This is a genomic window from Lacihabitans soyangensis, from assembly GCF_024343775.1.
Classification (GTDB): domain Bacteria; phylum Bacteroidota; class Bacteroidia; order Cytophagales; family Spirosomataceae; genus Leadbetterella; species Leadbetterella soyangensis.
Genome location: NZ_RJUF01000180.1, coordinates 95,157 through 113,493 on the forward strand (window position 1 = coordinate 95,157; position 18,337 = coordinate 113,493).

Genomic DNA, 18,337 nt, shown 5'->3' on the forward strand with positions numbered 1-18,337 from the left:
GACCATGGATAATCAAATATTTGTTGATTCTGAAATTTCAACTTTACAACGTCTAATAATTCATAGCCCAGACAGTGGCTTAGGTAAAGTAGTACCATCTAAAGCCCAAGATTGGCTATTCGAGGACATTATTCATCTCGATACCATGCGGCGAAAAGAGTATGATTATTATGTTAAACTTCTTTTATTTTTTTTAGATCCTGAAAAAATTCAGAATCAAGATTTATCCGACGCTAAACGTGAGTTTTTTAAACCAAATTCGAAAGGATATTTCAATTCAGATAAAGTAATTGATTTTGAAAAACTTTTGGCTGACGTCCTTAATATTGAAGAAGTAAAAGTACAGTTGGTGGCGGCAGTAAGTGCCATAGAAGAATGTTCTTATCTCGAAATGAAGCGTTTTTTGACTTTTGGCAATATAGAATTGTCGAAAGTTTTAATAACCGGCATCACCGATTCAGGAGAAATGTTCTTCCCTCCCATTCCGAATTTGATTTTTACACGGGACATAGGAATAGTAGTCAACGACCACATTTTATTGAACAAGCCTGCCAGAAGAGCCAGATCAAGGGAGTCTTTATTGGCCAAATATATTTTCTTCAATCACCCATTGTTTGCTACTCTCACAGGCAAAATAATTGAAATTGAAGAAGATGAGGAGCACTTTCTTTTGCCCGAAGACCAAGGAAAGCGGATAGACACCCTGGAAGGTGGTGATGTAATGATGGTAGCTCCTAATCATTTATTAATAGGAATAAGTGAAAGAACCACCGTAGAAGCGGCCCGTCAGGTAATCGATAAGCTTTTTGCCAAGAATATAGTTAAGAAAATTTCCTTGATAAAAATTCCTGCCAAACGGGATTATATGCATATTGATACTATTTTTACACAAATAAAACGTAATGTTTGGGTGCTTTTGGGTTCATTAGCCCGCACCAAAGAAACGGCAGAAAATGAGAAAGTTTGGGACGAATTAGGACAAAGGGTTACCCATGAAGACATTATTATCAAGCAGTTTTACAAAGAAGGCGACAAGGTTTTGAGCAGGAATTTCGATAATTTGGAGGAACTTCTAAAGTATATTTCGGAAATTGATTTGAAATGCACAGAACCTGTTAATTTCATATATTCTGGCAACAATGTTTTTCCATTTGGAGCGAGAGAACAATGGACAGACTCTTGTAATCTTTTGGTTCTGAAAGAAGGTGTTGCGGTAGGATATGATCGAAACGATAAAACGAGTGAGGCTTTCAGAGAGTATGGTTTCAAGACCATTCATGCCGTAGAACTCGTAAATCAACTCGAACAAGGAAAAGTAAAAGTCGAGGACATCAATGATACGATAATTCTGCTGCCATCGTCGGAGTTGTCAAGAGCTCGAGGTGGGTCGCATTGTATGAGTATGCCACTTCAAAGAATTGCCTACAAACCTAAAAATTAGAATCATGCAAGAACAAATCACTTCTAATGTATTGATGATTAGGCCAGTTAACTTTAATTTTAATGAACAAACAGCCGAATCAAACAAGTTTCAGAGCAAAGGAACTGACGAAAATATCAATTTTTCGGCACAAGTAGCTTTTGATCAATTTGTAGAGCAACTTGAGCTAAGAGGTATAAATGTAATGGTGATAGAGGATACCCCTGAGCCATTTACGCCAGATAGTATTTTCCCGAACAATTGGATTTCGATGCACCATTCTGGTAAGGTTATTCTGTATCCAATGGAGGCTCCCAATCGTAGGGCTGAGAGGAGAAAAGATATTCTGGATAAAATAAAGCAGAAATATGACCTAAATGTTGTGTTGGATTTTACTCATTATGAGGAAGAAAATAAGTTTTTAGAAGGGACAGGAAGTTTGGTTTTAGACAGAATTCATCGTGTTGCTTTTGCTTGTATTTCAACAAGAACAAACCCTGAGGTGTTGGCAGCTTGGAAAAAACAAATGAACTACGATTTGGTGACTTTCAATGCATTTGACCAAAACCAGCACCCTATTTATCACACCAATGTAGTGATGTGTATGGGCGATACTTTTTGTGTAATTTGTTTAGAATCTATCTCTGACTTGGATGAAAGGCTAATAATAAAGCAAAAGTTGGAAAGTTTGGGTAAAGAGGTGATTGAAATCAGTCTTGACCAAATGAATGAATTTGCGGGAAATATGCTTCTTGTTAAAAACAAATCTGAAAAAAAATTCTTGGTGATGTCGGACAGAGCATATAAATCTTTGTCGAATAATCAAGTGGAGCTCTTAGAGGAATATGCTGAAATTATTCACCCAGATTTGAGCGTTATAGAAACCTATGGCGGTGGTTCTGCACGATGCATGATTGCAGAAATACATTTGCCCGAAATTTGAATATTACAATTTCCTTTAAAAACGAAAAAGCCCTTCCAAATTACTTTGAAAGGGTTTTTTTATGCTAAACTTTACCTTACTGAAACTTGAAATTGTAAGAAAGTGAGATAATTGGTGCTCCAAAAACAGTCAATTTATTCGCTTTTATGGCCGTTCCTTGATTTTTTAAGAATACCGAATACGCGTTCTTCCTTCCATAAAGATTATATACTGTAAAAGTCCAGTTTCCTTTCCAGCGTTTGCTTTCATCCATGCTCGGGTTATAGATATTCCAAGAAAAATCCAATCTATGATAATCAGGTATTCTCGCATTGTTTCTCAAAGAATAGAATGGATAGCTTCTGTCTTGATATAAAATGAAACCCTGCGGCATAGTAAATGGACGACCTGTGCTGTAGGTAAAGTTAAATGAAAAATCGTGGTGTTTACCTTGATTTATCACCATTGTCGCATTGGCTGAATGAGGTCTATCATAGTTTGCTGTGTACCAATCGCCCTGGTTTATTTGTAAAGAAGGACCAAAGCCTTCATCTACTTTATTGAAACTTCTAGAATAGGTATAATTCAACCATCCTGTCAATTCGCCCTTTTTCTTCGAAATCATGAATTCTAAACCATAAGATTTGTTTTTACCCTGCAACAATTGGCTTTCTGGATATTCTTGCAAAAGGAAATCGGCACCTGGTTTGTAGTCGACGATATTGTTGGTTTGTCTCCAATATGCCTCTATGGAATACTCGTAAATATTGTCTGTAAGTTCTTGGAAATAACCCAAAGTATATAGACTGCTAACTTGTGGCTTGATATACAAATCTGATGTTTTCCATCTTGAAGTCGGCAATGGTGTGGTGGTATTGGTAATTACTTGCAAATATTGACGCATTAAGTTGTAGCCAAACTTCAGTGACTTTTGCTTGTCTAACTGATATCTCATTCCAACTCTCGGTTCAAATCCACCGTATGATTGTTGAACTACGCCTTTATTTACAAAAACAGTATCTAGTAGTGCCAATTCTTCTCTCGGAAATCCCTGCTGGTAGGTGCGATATGAACCCGGGCCCATGTTGAAGAACTGAGAATATCTTATACCAGCCGTCATTACAAATCTTTTACTAAATTCAATCTCATCCTCAACGTAAGCACCTAATTCATAGGCATTTTCTTGTTGGGTAATAACTCGTCGGATATTTTGATTACTTCCCGGATCTAATTCGCCAGGGTTAATGCCGTATTTGATTGCGTCCAAACCGACTTCCAATTTGTGTTTTCCTTTGAAATAATTAAGGTTGGTTTTTACTTGTTTATAACTTATGCCTGATTTAATCTTTACTTTATTTTCAGAGTTTAATTCTGGAAGAATTGTGGTAGGAGCATAATCAGAACTTATAAATTTGGTTTGGAAGTTCAAATTACTATTGATGGCATAAAACCAATTGAGTGTGTTATTGATGGTTTGATATTGATATTGGGTATTGATAGAATTTATTTCATTTATCGATCCCAAAATTTCGGTCTGGAAGAAGTCAGTGCTAAAATAGGTACTGAGTGTAAAAGTATTTTTATTATTTGGCCTGAAAAATATTTTAGAAGACCCATCTCCAAATTTAGCCTTGATGTTATCTAATTTTTTTGAAGCTAGTGGAAGCAAGAAATCATTAAAAGCCGCTCTTCCTGAAATCGAAATTCCGAGCTTATCTTTAATGATTGGAACATCCAATTTAAGTCTGTTAGAAACCAAACTTATGCCACCTGAAATTTTGAATTTATCGAGGCTTGGATTGGCAAGTGTTACATCCAAAACTGCCGCAGCTCTCCCGCCAAACCTCGTCGGAACGTTTCCTTTGTAAAGGTCAAAGCTAGAAACCGCCTCTGAAGGGAAGGCAGAGAATAGGCCAAACATGTGCGTTGGATTAAATATAGGGGCATCATCTAACAAAATAAGGTTTTGGTCGGTAGCTCCTCCCCTAATGTTCACACCATTCGCAGCTTCACCCACACTGGTTACGCCAGGCAGCATTTGTAAGCCACGTAAAATATCTATTTCACCAAGTGCTGAAGGTATTTTATTTAAAGTCTTTATGCTTAGTGAATTAACTCCAAGAATAGGTCTTTTAATGTTTGTTTCTTGATTTTTACTGCTCACAATTACTTCTTCTAGATCATTTGAGACAAGTAATAGTCGAACATCTAAGTTTATATCTTTGCTTTCGGTCAACGTAATTCTCCACGGTTTGTAACCCACAAATTTTACAATGATTACACTTTCCTTTTTTGTTGCCACTAAGCTAAATTTTCCTTTTTTGTCTGTGATGGCGTTGTTGTCGCCGTAATTAAGATTGACATTTGCACCCACCAGCGGCTCATTAGTTAATGAGTCCAAAACCTGACCTGAAACGGTGAAAAATCCCTGACCAACCGCCTCTTTTTTTGTAAAAAGAGTAGCAAGCACAAACAACAATGTAAATATTTTTTTCATACTTTTTTATAAAGGCCAGCCTTCTGGTTTTAATGGAGTTCTTGTATTACTGATTACGCAGGGTGCAAATGGAGGTCGTGAGCCATCTCCGGAAGCTGGTTCATAATTTTCCTTTCTACCTAACATATAATATTGTTTAGATCCTACGGCATCTAATCTATCTACCCAAATCCTTTTAATTTTCGAATTGCCAACCATGAAATACCCTCCAACAGTTTCTTTGGAGTCATTTATATTTCTTATGTTACCTATCAAAGCTGCAGGTGGAGCGTCAACTAGAGTTCCGTTGTTTTGAGACTGATTACCCAAAATTTTCAAATATTGAAATGCCGAAGGAGTAACTGTTTGCTGCTTTATTTCTATCAAAAAACCATTTTCTTGATAAAATGGTATACTCGCCACAAGCCTATTTTTTATTTCTTTACCTTGTGAAAATGCATCGCTCATTACATTCAGATCTTGAGAGTAGTAGATCTCCCAACAGTTACCTTGACAAAGATAGTCGTATTCAACTCCCGCTTCTGCTAAAGCAGTAACTGGGCTACACTTACCCAATGGAGCAGGTGATGTTAGAAAAATGCCACCATAGCATGTTTTGCATACCACTTGTTTTTCATATAACTTCCAAGACCACATGAAGTTATCACCGGGTTCAATGGGGTCTTTGGTGTCTAGATAAATCAAATGTGCGGGTATACTATTCTCACCTAATTTTATTCCTTTTGGGTCAAACTTTACCGTATATCCTGTAATTTGTGGAGTTGAACGCATTACTTCTTCCGATGATTCGTACACATTACCATTTGCCAACACTATCTTTAGCTTATATTTACTCCCTACTAAAGCCTTGAATCCTAATGGCAAATAATAATATCCATTGTTTCTATAAAAGCAGTCGATTTGTTCTTTCCCATCTTTTATTATACTCACTTTGGCGTCTGCCTCACTGGCATATCTTACATTGCCAGTTGATGAAGGTATAAACTTTTTAACAGTGATATACTGGTCATTGCTTGAGTCATCAATGGCACCGTCAATAATCAGTATAGTTTCTGTGGTTATTACTTCCAGATCAAATGGCTCTACACAAGCCATAAAAACAAGTATGGAGAAAAAGAATACTATTTTAGATTTTACGTATTTCAATTTTGTTAAAATTAGTCTATCCAACCTATTGGCTGTATTTTGGTTCTTGTTTCGCTTTCTATACATGGAGCAAAGGGTGGCCTAGAGGTGTCATTTCCCATAGGTTCGGGAGTTGGTTGTCGCCCATTAAACAGTCCGATGGCATTTAATCCACCAAAACTCTCTTTTCTTTGAATTATAAACGTTTTCGAAGTTTTGCTACTTACCATAAATAAGCCTCCAACGGCCTCAGATTTATCGCTCAGGTTTTTAATATTTCCAATTAGTCCCGCAGGTGGCGTATCCGCCAAAGTACCATTTCTTTGGGTTTGGTTAACCATTATATTGAAATAGTCAAAAGCAGATTTCGAAATAGAAAACTGTTGAATATCAATAAGTGCATTTCTAAATTGATAATAAGGAACATTCGCCACTAATCGCCCTTTGATGGTTTGACCATTGGTATAGTTATCGGTCATGACGTTTACCTCTTCACTATAAATGATATCCCAGCAATTTGATACACACAAATAATCATAAGTTACACCTCTCCTAGCAAGGTTTGCATCATCTACGCACCTACCAAGCGGTGCTGGCGTTGTGAAATACCTGCCACCGTTGCAGCTTGCACAATAACTCTGTTTTTCGTAAAGTTTATATTGCCACATGTAATACTGACCCTTGGTTTCTGCATCTTTGGTATCCAGAAATATTCTGTGACCGTCAATTTTTTTTCCAAGAAAATCAATCCCTTTTTCAGCAAATTGAGCATAAATTCTTTCTATTGGCGAAATCGGAGTTACAGTTTCGAGAGTAGACTCGTAAGTAGAGCCTTCCATCACTATTCGGAGCTGATAAGGTGTATTGGTTTTGGCTTTGAAACCTTTTGGAAGTTGATATTTTCCACCCGTGGTATAGGCACAATCATAGAACTTGTTGGTGCCTTCTATTAATTGAACCTTTGCATTTTCTATATTCCTATAGACTATATTGTTCGGTTCAGGAATATTCTTTTTGATTATAACATACTGTAAAGAGTCAAAATCGTTTATATCAGCCTCAATGAACAATATTTCTTTTTGACTTCCAAAGTTTAAATCATAGGGCTCTACACAAGCAAAAACCACCAATCCAACCGCCGCCAATAATAATTTAATCCTATATTTCATCAAAATATTTAAAGTTCTCAAAGCTACTGAATTTGAGGCAGAACTGCGTATTATATTCTGAAAAGTATCAATATCTGCATATATAATGTAAAAATGTGTAGATTTAAGAACCGCCTTATTTTAAAAGAAAGTGTTGTTTTTCGATTCCTTTTCTAAAAAACACCAAACCAACAAAGAATAAGTCTATACTAATGCTAACTTCTGGATGGTTAATAATTGTTTTCCAAGCATTTTTCATCTCATCTGACCAATAAATATCATCAAAAACAAAGCAGCTATGCTCTGTTTTTAACTGCAAACAGGCCTCAAAATACCTCAGGGTAGGCTCTTCACGATGATTAGCATCAAAAAAGGCCAGATCTATTTTCTTTACTTTGCTCAATGTCTCTCCCAAAGTGATGTCTAGATTACCCTGCACAGCTGTAACATTTTGAATTTCCAAATTTTGAAAAGTTTCTTTTGCAATTTTTAAAGTCTCCGGACAGCCTTCAAAAGTATAAACCTCTGCGTCACGATTTGCTTTTGCTAGATAAGCAGTAGTAATGCCAAAGGATGTACCTAACTCAATTATTGATGCGTAATTATAAAACTTAACTAACCTATAAAGAAACTGACTCCATCTCTGAGACTTCAAAGAGGTTTTCGCAATCGCGGATATTTTTTGAGGAGTATTTCTTTTTGTACCGGCACCAAAATCTAGTCTTTCTAAGATGTTCTTATTGGAAATTAATCGAAGTCTTTCTGACTCTATTAATCTAGATATGGGAATTGGGGATTTATCCTTGAAAACTTTGTTATAAAACTCAAAAACAAAAGGGGAATGGATAGAATGGGCATTATTTGCCTGAAAAAAATACTTAACAAAGTCCAGATACATTCCTTAGTTAAGTAAGTAAGGTGCCATCATCACAAACTCTGGAATGACAATTAAGAATGTTTTACCGTCAAGAACTCGTTCCATTGTATAAAAGCCATACATTTTGCCAATTCCTGACTTGAAATTACAACCAGATACATATTCATGGAAACTTCCTGGCTCTATAACCGGCTGGTAACCAACCACGCCATCACCAATTACTTCGTCAGAAACACCAATAGAATCCCAGATATACCAATGCCTTTTTAACAATTTCATGGTAGATTCCGAATGATTTTCGATTCGTATTCTGTACGAAAAAGCAAAATGATGCCTCTCGGGATCAGAATAAAATGGTTGGAATTCTGCAACCACACTCACTTTTATGCCTTTCGTGACAGCTATTTCCATATCTATTAAGTTTTTAGTTTCTAAACGAAACTTTTCTATTTTTCTTTGTAAATAAAAGAATAATTTTGATTTCTATCAATAAAAAATCGAAAAATATCTCATATATGAATATAAAACTAGAAGAGAGCTGGAAAGTTCAGTTGAATGATGAATTTGAAAAGATATATTTTCAGAATCTGATTAATTTTATAAAAAAAGAATACACCAGCACCATTTGCTATCCACCAGGCAGGTTAATTTTCAATGCGTTCGACAAATGCCCTTTTGACAAAACCAAAGTAGTTATTCTAGGGCAAGACCCCTACCATGGCCCTAATCAGGCCAACGGTCTCTGTTTTTCTGTGAGTGATGGAGTTTCTTTTCCTCCTTCATTGGTAAATATTTTCAAAGAAATAAAAAATGATCTTGGAATCGAAATTCCTAGAACCGGAAATCTGGAGAGATGGGCGACTCAAGGAGTCTTATTATTAAATGCCACTTTGACTGTCAGGGACAATCAAGCGGGTTCGCATCAGAAACAAGGCTGGGAAACATTTACGGATGCCGTAATTTCAAAACTCAATCAGGAAAAGGAAAACCTTGTTTTCCTACTTTGGGGAGCTTTTGCACAAAATAAAGGCAAGTTTATAGACACAAGAAAAAATTTAGTGCTCAAATCGAAACATCCTTCTCCATTGTCTGCCAATCAAGGTGGTTGGTTTGATCAGCATCATTTCTCCCAGACCAACAGCTTTCTGGAAAGTAAGGGATTGGAATCCATAAAATGGTAATTACATTCTATTTCAAGTCTAAATTGAGAATTTGGGTTAATATGTTTTAATTTTGTAGTATGCAGAAATACGAAATAGTAGCCACCACCTTGATGGGACTTGAAAATGTCCTAATGCAAGAATTAACTAATTTAGGAGCTCAAAATATTGAAAAATTAAGACGTGCCGTGCGTTTTGTTGGTGATGATGAATTACTTTACAAAGCCAATTTAAGTGCAAGAACAGCTCTTAGATTCCTGGTGCCCATTGAAGACTTCTCGGCCGAAAATGAAGCTGAGCTGTATAGTCAGGCCAAAGTATTTCCATGGGAAAAAGTGTTGCACTTGAATCAAACTTTTTCAATAGATGCTACCATAAGCGGAAATCATTTTAGGCACTCGCAATACGTAGCCTTGAAAGTCAAAGACGCCATAGCCGATAGATTTAGAGAAAAAAAAGGCAAAAGACCCGATGTTGATCGAGAGAATCCAGATATTGTTATAAATATACATGTAACTGGTAGCGAAGTAGTTATATCTTTAGACTCTACCGGTTTAAGTTTGGATAGGCGAGGATACAGAAAAAAATCAAATGAAGCTCCTATAAATGAAGTTTTGGCTGCCGGAATTATTCTAATGAGTGGTTGGCGGTCTGACATTCCATTTTACGACCCTATGGCTGGATCGGGAACTTTTAGCATTGAGGCGGCACTCATCGGAACTAAAACCCCTCCAAATCTCAATAGAGTTTTTTGTTTGCAAAATTGGAGAGATTTTGATCATATACTCTATAATAAGGTAAAAGCAGCTTTAAAATCTGAAATTATAGAGCCAGACCTCCAGATATTTGCAAGAGATATTTTGCCTAAGAACCTCGAAATCATTGCAGAGAATGCTGAGTTGGCAGGAATGGACGAATATATAAACTTGAAAAAAGCTGATTTTTTTGAAACAGAACCCACCACAGAAAACGGAATTGTCTTTTTAAATCCACCCTACGGCGAACGAATGAAAATAGAAGATGTTTTTGATTTCTATTCGAGAATTGGGGATACACTGAAACAAAAATATGCTGGTTTTGAGGCTTGGATGATAAGTTCAGACAAAGAAGCTATAAAGAAAGTGGGTCTAAGAGGTGAACAAAAAATTGACTTGCTCAATGGAGGTTTAGAGGCTCGTCTTTTGAAATACGAATTGTATAAGGGCAAAAAATAAGGCTACTTTTTCTTGAAAGTAGCCTTAAGTATATATAATAGCGAAAGTTCTTATTTTATCAAGCTAAACAATCTGCTCCATCTGATTTTATTCAACAAACTTCCATTAGCGTCTATCGACATCCAGATAAACACCGCTTTCCCGACTATGTGGTCTGCAGGTACAAATCCCCAGAATCTTGAATCGTCAGATTCATAACGGTTGTCTCCCATCATGAAGTAGTAGTCTTGGTTGAAGGTATATTCATTTACTTGCTTGCCATCAATAAATATCTTTCCGTTTTTGTATTCTACGTTCTTATTCAAATCAAAAACCGTAATAACTGACTTATACATGGCTATGTTTTTGTCAGTCAACTGAATTTTCATTCCTTTTTTAGGAACTGTGAACGGCTCAAAATTATCCCTATTGTTTGAAAACAATGTAGTTTGGTGAGGGAAGGCATTATAATTCTGATCAGAAGTATCACCCTTGGCTATGATATCAGGGAAAATATTCGTCACAAAATCATATTTTTTTAGTTCAGCAAGAGCCGATTCTGTTGCATTTATAGAATAATAAATTTTACCATTCTCAGAACGCTCACCTTTATTTTCTATACCAAGTTTTTCAAATAGTTTTTCGTTGACATTGGTGTTAGCCTCAATGCTGTAATATTTTTGGGTATTGGGTGCATTATCAAATTTCTTGTTGTTTACATACACCTCCGAATTTCTGATATCTACAACATCTCCACCAATACCTATACATCTCTTAATATAGTTGGTTCTCAAATCCACGGGATACTTGTCATAACCACCGTATGGATCGGGCCTTTCAGGACAACCAGGATAATTAAAAACTACCACATCACCGTTTTTCACAGAAGTAAAGCCTGGAAGTCGGAAGTTTGGTATCTGAATAGCATCAGAATATGAAGGAATATCGGTAAACCAAATTTTCTGGTGAGTTAACGGAACTTGAAGAATGGTTTTTGGAGTTCTGGCTCCATAATGTACTTTCGAAACAAAAAGGAAATCGTTTATCAATAAACTTTTCTCCATCGAACCGGTTGGAATTGTGTAGGCTTCTAAAAATAATCCTCTGATGAGGGTAGCGGCCACAACTGCAAAAAGCACCGAGTCCCACCACTCTCGCATCGCCGATTTTTGTTTTTTAGGTTTCTTATTTTCTTGTTCTGCCATGAAATAATTTCAGATTAATTTTTACAAAAATAAATAAAATACGCCAAAAGCTCTAAAATAATTGCTTGATTGGCAAAATACATGGATTAGTCGACCGAATCAATGATGGCGTCAAAGTCGTTTTCCATGTCTTTGAAACGTTCTACCACCTTTCTAAGAAAACCATCACCCATCATTTCTTCAATATCTTCCTCACCTGACACATCGAACTCAGAAACTTTGTAAATTTGCTCCAACATACCAGCCTCAAACTTTATAATGTATTTGTTGTTGAATTGGTAAAGCTCAGCTTTACAATAATCATTTTCTATATTTTTTACAAACCTCATGAAAAAGCTATTAATTTTTGTCTTGTTGACTCCCTTTTTTTGGGCGTGCAAAGGTAACAAAGAATCTTCTGAATTTTTTAAACGAGGAAATTTTCATTTTAAAAAAAATGAACTCGATAAAGCAGAGCATTTTTTTTCTGAGGCTATCAAGAAAACCCCCGATTTTGCTGATGCCTATAACAATCGTGGAGTTGTTTATCTGAAAGTTGGAAGGACGGACGAGGCCCTGAAAGATTTTGAAAAAGCTGTTTCTTTAGACGATTCATTTGTTGATGCTAAGCTGAACCTAGGACGATTGTACAGCGAAATGGGCAAAACAACCGAAGCCGAAAATCTTTTTAAATCAATAGAAAAAAAGCTTGAGAAATCAAGTGATTTCTTCAACTTCTATGGACAGAATTTTGTCAGACAAAATCACTTTCTGGAGGCAGAACAAATGCTCAACAAGTCGCTGTCTTTAAATCCCAAAAATATCGATGCACTTGCTAATATTTCTTATTTGAAGACTGTAACCAATCAATCGGAAGAAGCCAGAGCCTTTTTAGCCAAAGCACAAGCTCTAGACAAAGAAAATGCCGTTGTAATGAACAATTTGGCTGTTTTGGATGGTAAAGAGAGAAACTTTGAAAGTGCCGAAAAGAACTTATTGCTTGCTGAAAACAAGGAGGTTAACAATATTATTTACCTAAACAACCTAGCTCTTTTCTATTTCGAGAATGATAAGTATTTTCTTGGTAAAGAAAAATTAGAAAAAGCACTTAAAATTGATGATAAAAATCCCTACACCTTAAGAAACCTTGGTATTAAAGCCTACATGGATAAGGATTTTGACAAGGCCATGGGATTTTTTACAAAAGTAGAGAAATCAAATCCAGAGGTCGATTACATATATTATTATATTGGGAGAACACTTTTGGCCATGGGTAAAAGCAAAGAAGCTTGTGCCAATTTCAAAATTGGAGCAAAGCTAAATGACAGCTGGAGTAAGAAATACTCAGATAATTGCCGCTAGGCCTTATTTTTCAAGAAATCAATATTTCGCATCAGACCTTCGTATTTGGTGCGTTTAATGGCAGATTTTTTAAATACTTTTGAGAAAACTTCATGGGTAATTTCCTCCCAATTATTCAAATTTTTCAAGTCATCGTTAGGCAGAAACTCGGCCGTTTTGTGCGGTTTGGCAAATGAATTCCACGGACAAACATCTTGACAGATATCACAGCCAAAGGCCCAGTTTTCCATTTTACCCTTAAATTCAGTAGGAATATTTTCTTTAAGTTCGATGGTCAAATAACTGATGCATTTGCTGCCATCAACCACGTAGGGCTCAGTGATGGCGTCTGTTGGACATGCATCTATACAAGCGGTGCAGGTGCCACAATAGTCTTTTATGGGCCCGTCATAATCAAGTTCTAAGTCACAAATGATTTCTCCAATAAAGAAAAAACTACCGATTTTTCGATTAATCAAATTGCTGTGTTTCCCTATCCAGCCTAGCCCGCCTTTTTTAGCCCAGACTTTGTCCATAACGGGTGCAGAGTCAACAAATACTCTTGCGTTTATATTGCCTATTTCGGTTTGCATTGAAGCCAATAGAGATGAAAGTTTGTCCTTTATAACAAAATGATAATCAGTGCCATAAGCATATTTCGAAATTTTGTAGTCTTGCTCCGTAAGTTCCTTCTCTGGGAAATAATTGAGAATGAAAGTTATTACGGATTTGGCACCATCTACAAGTAACCGTGGATCAAGCCTTTTGTCGAAATAATTGGCCATATAAGCCATTTTACCATTATAGTTTCTTTTGAGCCATGTCTCTAAAAGTTTGGCTTCATTTTCCAGGAATTCTGCTTTTGAAATACCGCAAAAATCAAAGCCCAGCTCTGCTGCTTTGGATTTTATGAAGGCGGTATTTTTATCTTTTTGCAATTAAGTTTAATTTTTCTCAAATGTACTTTGCTTTATTTTCAGAGCAAAGGTTTTTTATTGTCTAATTTCAAAACTATTTTTGTATAAATCAATACATATTGAGTGTATGAGTCCCATTTTTCGTGCTTTAATAATACTTGTTTTATTGGCCATGTCTTGTACTCGGCCTCCCGATTTACCCCCATTTGATATAGTTGCTACGGTATTGGACAACAGTATTTCGGTCCGTTTGGATTGGCCCTTGGTTGAGGATGAAAGAATAGGACCTGTTCGTTACGACCTATACTTGGGTAATACCTTAGTTGCAAGTAATATAAATGCGAATACCTACACCATAAACAATCTAAATTATAACACTACCTATACAGGTACTTTGGTAGGGAAAAACTTAGCTGGTGATACAGAATCAGCCCCATACACTTTCACCACAGGAAAAGAATACATACCTATACCTGATGCAGGACTTGAGCAAGCTCTCATTTCGGCTGGTTATGACACAGAAGGAATTCGGAATGGGAAAATGATTAAAGTTGATGCTTTGCTCGTTAAAAATTTAGTTGCTATTAATGCAGGTATCACCAATATGGAGGGTATTCAGCATTTTGTAAATTTAGAAACTTTGGATATCTCTGGTAATTCTGTTGCACAGCTGAACTTAGGTCAAAATATTAATTTAACAGAGCTTAATGCAGGCTCTAATCTCATCACCAACTTGAATTTATCGCCAAATGTTAACTTAAAAGTGCTAAGAGTATTTAAAAATAGGCTAAATCAACTAAATATCACTCAAAATACGCAATTGGAAGTTCTGGTGGCTGATAATAACTTGTTGAGCAGTATCGATATCAGCCGAAATACAATTCTGAGAGTGGTAGGTTTGAGTTTCAACAATCTTAATCAAATAAATTTATCCGCAAATGCTCAGCTTAACGATCTAGATTTGAGTAATAATCCTATAACTGGCTTGAGTCTATCAGGAGTATCTTTACTCGAAAATTTGGCCTGCCAGTCTTGTCGATTAAGTGGATTGGGAATAGGGAATTTAACAAATTTGAAGCACCTTGATGTTTCTTTCAATACGATTTCGAGCGTGAGTCTTACAAATAATGTTGGCATAAAAACCTTGGATGTTTCTAACAATAGACTTACGGGCCTCAGTGTAAAAAATAATCCAAATATAATAGCCTTGAATACTAAAAATAACAATAATCTTTCTCAAATTTGTGTCACGAATGTAGCCGCGGCCACTGCAAATGAGGATTGGGTGAAAGATACATTTACAAACTATAGTTCTAATTGTAATTAATAAAAAATGACATACGCTACTACAGAAATAACCAGTGCGGAGATATTATCGGATAATCCAGTGCATCAAAGGTTGTATTTTCCTTATGAAATGGCCGCCAAAATAATAAGTGGGAAAGTGCTAGAGTTAGGCTGTGGTTGGGGTCGTGGTGTTGAAAAACTTATTAGCAATTGCGAACATTTTACTGGCTTAGACAAAAATGAGCCTCTCATTAAAGCTCTTCAAGAGAAGCATCCAAAACATTACTTTAATACCGTCAATCTTCCCTTTCTAACTGAATTCGAGGATAATACCTTTGATTTTATAGTTACATTTCAAGTTATTGAGCACATTCAGGACGACCACAAGTTTCTACAAGAGGCACACAGGGTTTTGAAACCTGGTGGCAAAATATTGTTGACCACCGTTAATAAAGAATATTCATTAAGCCGAAATCCTTGGCATATCAGAGAATATAAAACAGAAGAATTGAAAAGTTTAATGCTCAAATATTTCAAAACTCTTGATGCCAAAGGTGTAGGCGGAAATGACAAAGTTTGGGAATATTATGCCCAAAATAAGGCCTCAGTAAATAAAATTATGCGTTGGGACATCTTTAATCTTCAACACAATTTACCAGCCTGGATTCTTAGAATTCCTTATGAAATATTGAATAGATTCAACAGAAATAAGCTTTTGCAACAATCAGAAGGGCTGGCAGCTGAAATCAATTGGGATGATCATTATCTAAGCGAAGAACCAGAGAAATGCATTGACTATTTCTTTGTGGCTACCAAATAATGCACCTCTACATTCATATTCCTTTTTGTAAACAGGCCTGTTTTTATTGCGATTTCCATTTCAGCACCAATCTTTCTTTGAAAGATAAGATGGTGGAAGCTATTTGCAAGGAAATTGAACTTCAGACAGATTATCTTAAAAACAAGAAACTCCAAACCATTTATTTTGGAGGTGGTACTCCTTCCCTACTTTCGGGACCTGATTTTGAGAAAATTTTTAAAACCATTTCAAATTTCTATGATATATCTTGTCTGAAAGAAACTACTATTGAAACCAATCCTGACGATATTACTATTGACAAAATAAATGAATGGAAATCATACGGAATAGACAGAGTTAGTTTGGGTATTCAGACTTTTGATAATGACTTATTGAAGTTTATGAACCGTGCTCATGATTCAAAGCAAAGTATAAATGCATTGGATTTGCTTTTAACTAATAACCTAGGAAATATCACTATTGATTTGATTTATGCTAAAAATGCGAAGGAATTTGATATCGAAAAGCAAAATAGTATTCTAATAAATGATATAGAAATCATTGAAAAATATAATCTAAACCATATATCGGCTTATAACCTAACCATCGAAGATTCTACAGTTTTTGGTAAGTGGGTAAATCAAAAAAAGCTAGAACCCATCGGTGAGGATTATGCGGCCGAGCAGTACGAAATATTGATAGAAAGTCTAACTAGTCAAGGTTTCGAACAATATGAAGTTTCCAATTTTGCAAAAAACGGGAAATACGCTATTCACAATTCGGCTTATTGGAAAAACGAAGAATACCTAGGAGTTGGTCCGTCGGCACATTCGTATAATTTGGATTCTCGCCAATCAAACATTTCCAATAATTCTAAATATATTGCGGCACTAGAATCAGGAAAGGTGCCTTTTGCGATAGAGAATCTTAGTATTTCAGACAAAGTGAATGATTATTTATTGTGCGGGCTTAGAACAATTTGGGGAATTGATACAAAAAAAATATCCCAAATAGCCGGAAGAATTCCTCAAACTTTTTGGGATACTTTAGATATTTTGAAAAATCAAAATCTAGTAATTCAATCTGGAAATTCTATCAAAATTACAACTCAAGGAAGAATTTTCTCTGATAAAATAGCCTCTGATTTATTTTTTGATTGATTATTCAGCTACACACACTTCTTCATAAATCGCTGCCAAATGTCCACCAATCATTTGTGCTGAACGACCTTCAATGTGGTGTCTTTCTACAAAATGAACCAACTCACCGTCTTTAAACAATGCAATTGATGGTGATGACGGAGGCAATGGAATGTATTCACGCATACGTTGCGTAGCTTCTGTGTCCACACCAGCAAAAACTGTTACTAATTGGTCAGGTTTTGATTCTGACATTTCAAGAGAAAGCTTTGCTCCTGGACGACAAGTGCCTGCTGCACAGCCACATACTGAATTTATAACTACAAGTGCAGTGCCTTTTTGATTGGCCATAAATTGGTCAACCTCTTCGGCTGTTTGCAAAGACTTAAAACCTACCGAAGTAAGATCAGCTTTCATTGGTTCTACTAAATGGGGAGGATACATTGTTTCTTAATTTTATTCCCCGACCCCTTCGGGGGAGTTTTAAAAATCAACAGCATTTTTGGAGGGGTGTACTCAAAAAAGCTTTTTATAAAAATCCTAATTCTAATTTTGCCACTTCACTCATCATCTCGGTGCCGTAAGGTGGATCGAAAGTCAATTCGATACTTACGTCATTTACACCTTCAACTTCCCTTATCTTTTGCTCTATTTCAGATGGAATAGACTCGGCTGAAGGACATGACGGAGAAGTGAGTGTCATTAAAACAAATACGTTGTTGACAGGGAAAATTTTGATATCGTAGATAAGACCAAGTTCAAACACGTCAACAGGTATCTCTGGATCATAAACCTGTTTTATGGCTTCAATCACTTTGGCTTTCAATTCTTCTTCTTGCGTATCCATTTCAATTAGGTTTTAAATACTTCTAAAAAACACAACGAATTTTAATAAAGTTCTCTATTTTTCTAAACTTTGATAAGCCAAAGCGTAAGTTTTCATCTGTTTAACCATCGATGCCAATCCATTTGATCGGGTTTGTGCCAAATGACTTGTAAGGCCAATTTTCTCGATAAAATACAAATCTGCATTTAATATTTCGGTTGGGCTATGGTTAGAAAGAACTTTTAAAAGCATATTAACCAAACCTTTCACGATTATGGCTTGACTATCTCCTTCAAAAATTACAAGGCCATTTTCAAATCTTGCATTCAACCAAACTACTGATTGGCAGCCTTTTATGATATTTTCGTCGGTCTTAAATTCTTCGGCCAATGGTGCGAGCTTTTTGCCCAAATCAATAATATATTCGTATTTGCCTTCCCAGTCGTCCTCGAAAAGCTCAAATTCCTCTATTATTTCGTCTTGTAGTTCGTTTATGGTCATT

Annotated in this window: 19 protein-coding genes; 8 read left to right on the forward strand and 11 right to left on the reverse strand. The window is 36.0% G+C overall.

The window, feature by feature from the left end; all coding sequences use genetic code 11:
* Positions 1-4 precede the first annotated feature (4 nt).
* Positions 5-1,441, forward strand: coding sequence for an arginine deiminase family protein (locus tag EGI31_RS19185; protein WP_255038771.1), 1,437 nt, complete (start codon positions 5-7; stop codon positions 1,439-1,441).
* Between the two features lie 4 nt (positions 1,442-1,445).
* Positions 1,446-2,363, forward strand: a complete 918-nt coding sequence (ctlX, locus tag EGI31_RS19190; protein WP_255038772.1) for a citrulline utilization hydrolase CtlX — start codon at positions 1,446-1,448, stop codon at positions 2,361-2,363.
* 76 nt (positions 2,364-2,439) lie between these two features.
* Here the strand turns inward: ctlX and EGI31_RS19195 are convergent, their stop codons facing one another.
* The 5 genes from EGI31_RS19195 to apaG form a co-directional block, all read right to left on the reverse strand.
* Positions 2,440-4,839, reverse strand: a complete 2,400-nt coding sequence (locus EGI31_RS19195; RefSeq protein WP_255038773.1) for a TonB-dependent receptor — start codon at positions 4,837-4,839, stop codon at positions 2,440-2,442.
* Positions 4,840-4,845: 6 nt separating this feature from the next.
* Positions 4,846-5,985 carry a DUF4249 family protein gene (locus EGI31_RS19200; RefSeq protein ID WP_255038774.1) on the reverse strand — a complete coding sequence of 380 codons (1,140 nt, stop codon included), beginning with the start codon at positions 5,983-5,985 and terminating at the stop codon, positions 4,846-4,848.
* An 11-nt stretch (positions 5,986-5,996) separates the two neighbouring features.
* Positions 5,997-7,133, reverse strand: coding sequence for a DUF4249 family protein (locus tag EGI31_RS19205; protein ID WP_255038775.1), 1,137 nt, complete (start codon positions 7,131-7,133; stop codon positions 5,997-5,999).
* A gap of 115 nt (positions 7,134-7,248) precedes the next feature.
* Complete coding sequence (locus EGI31_RS19210; protein ID WP_255038776.1) at positions 7,249-8,010, reverse strand: O-methyltransferase; 762 nt, start codon at positions 8,008-8,010, stop codon at positions 7,249-7,251.
* 3 nt (positions 8,011-8,013) lie between these two features.
* A complete protein-coding gene (gene apaG / locus EGI31_RS19215; RefSeq protein WP_255038777.1) occupies positions 8,014-8,400 on the reverse strand; it encodes a Co2+/Mg2+ efflux facilitator ApaG/CorD in 387 nt (128 codons plus the stop codon).
* A gap of 104 nt (positions 8,401-8,504) precedes the next feature.
* Between apaG and ung the strand changes: the two genes are divergently transcribed.
* Both ung and EGI31_RS19225 read left to right on the forward strand, forming a co-directional pair.
* Positions 8,505-9,170, forward strand: a complete 666-nt coding sequence (ung, locus tag EGI31_RS19220; RefSeq protein WP_255038778.1) for a uracil-DNA glycosylase — start codon at positions 8,505-8,507, stop codon at positions 9,168-9,170.
* A 59-nt stretch (positions 9,171-9,229) separates the two neighbouring features.
* Positions 9,230-10,363 (forward strand): THUMP domain-containing class I SAM-dependent RNA methyltransferase, encoded by a 1,134-nt coding sequence (locus tag EGI31_RS19225; protein ID WP_255038779.1) that lies wholly within the window; start codon positions 9,230-9,232, stop codon positions 10,361-10,363.
* Positions 10,364-10,413: 50 nt separating this feature from the next.
* Here the strand turns inward: EGI31_RS19225 and lepB are convergent, their stop codons facing one another.
* Entirely contained in the window at positions 10,414-11,547 is a 1,134-nt protein-coding gene (gene lepB / locus EGI31_RS19230) for a signal peptidase I (protein WP_255038780.1), read from the reverse strand.
* An 86-nt stretch (positions 11,548-11,633) separates the two neighbouring features.
* Positions 11,634-11,876: a hypothetical protein gene (locus EGI31_RS19235; RefSeq protein ID WP_255038781.1), complete on the reverse strand. Its 243-nt coding sequence runs from the start codon at positions 11,874-11,876 to the stop codon at positions 11,634-11,636.
* Between EGI31_RS19235 and EGI31_RS19240 the strand changes: the two genes are divergently transcribed.
* Positions 11,875-12,888, forward strand: a complete 1,014-nt coding sequence (locus tag EGI31_RS19240; RefSeq protein ID WP_255038782.1) for a tetratricopeptide repeat protein — start codon at positions 11,875-11,877, stop codon at positions 12,886-12,888. The genes EGI31_RS19235 and EGI31_RS19240 overlap by 2 nt on opposite strands.
* Here EGI31_RS19240 and queG read toward each other — a convergent pair.
* The gene (queG, locus tag EGI31_RS19245; protein ID WP_255038783.1) at positions 12,885-13,805 is read right to left on the reverse strand and encodes a tRNA epoxyqueuosine(34) reductase QueG; all 921 of its coding nucleotides are present in this window, start codon (positions 13,803-13,805) and stop codon (positions 12,885-12,887) included. The genes EGI31_RS19240 and queG overlap by 4 nt on opposite strands.
* Before the next feature lie 106 nt (positions 13,806-13,911).
* Here queG and EGI31_RS19250 point away from each other — a divergent pair, with 106 nt between their 5' ends.
* From EGI31_RS19250 to hemW, 3 genes are read left to right on the forward strand one after another with little or no spacing between them, the layout of a single operon-like run.
* Positions 13,912-15,111 (forward strand): hypothetical protein, encoded by a 1,200-nt coding sequence (locus EGI31_RS19250; protein WP_255038784.1) that lies wholly within the window; start codon positions 13,912-13,914, stop codon positions 15,109-15,111.
* A 6-nt stretch (positions 15,112-15,117) separates the two neighbouring features.
* Positions 15,118-15,891 (forward strand): class I SAM-dependent methyltransferase, encoded by a 774-nt coding sequence (locus EGI31_RS19255; protein WP_255038785.1) that lies wholly within the window; start codon positions 15,118-15,120, stop codon positions 15,889-15,891.
* Complete coding sequence (gene hemW / locus EGI31_RS19260) at positions 15,891-17,030, forward strand: radical SAM family heme chaperone HemW (RefSeq protein ID WP_255038786.1); 1,140 nt, start codon at positions 15,891-15,893, stop codon at positions 17,028-17,030. The genes EGI31_RS19255 and hemW overlap by 1 nt, the downstream gene beginning before the upstream one ends.
* Here hemW and EGI31_RS19265 read toward each other — a convergent pair whose 3' ends face one another.
* The 3 genes from EGI31_RS19265 to EGI31_RS19275 all read right to left on the reverse strand — a co-directional run bounded on the left by EGI31_RS19265 (position 17,031) and on the right by EGI31_RS19275 (position 18,336).
* The gene (locus EGI31_RS19265; protein WP_255038787.1) at positions 17,031-17,453 is read right to left on the reverse strand and encodes a BrxA/BrxB family bacilliredoxin; all 423 of its coding nucleotides are present in this window, start codon (positions 17,451-17,453) and stop codon (positions 17,031-17,033) included.
* Between the two features lie 85 nt (positions 17,454-17,538).
* Positions 17,539-17,856, reverse strand: coding sequence for a DUF59 domain-containing protein (locus tag EGI31_RS19270; protein ID WP_255038788.1), 318 nt, complete (start codon positions 17,854-17,856; stop codon positions 17,539-17,541).
* Positions 17,857-17,910: 54 nt separating this feature from the next.
* Positions 17,911-18,336, reverse strand: a complete 426-nt coding sequence (locus EGI31_RS19275) for a SufE family protein (RefSeq protein ID WP_255038789.1) — start codon at positions 18,334-18,336, stop codon at positions 17,911-17,913.
* Position 18,337: the final 1 nt, after the last annotated feature.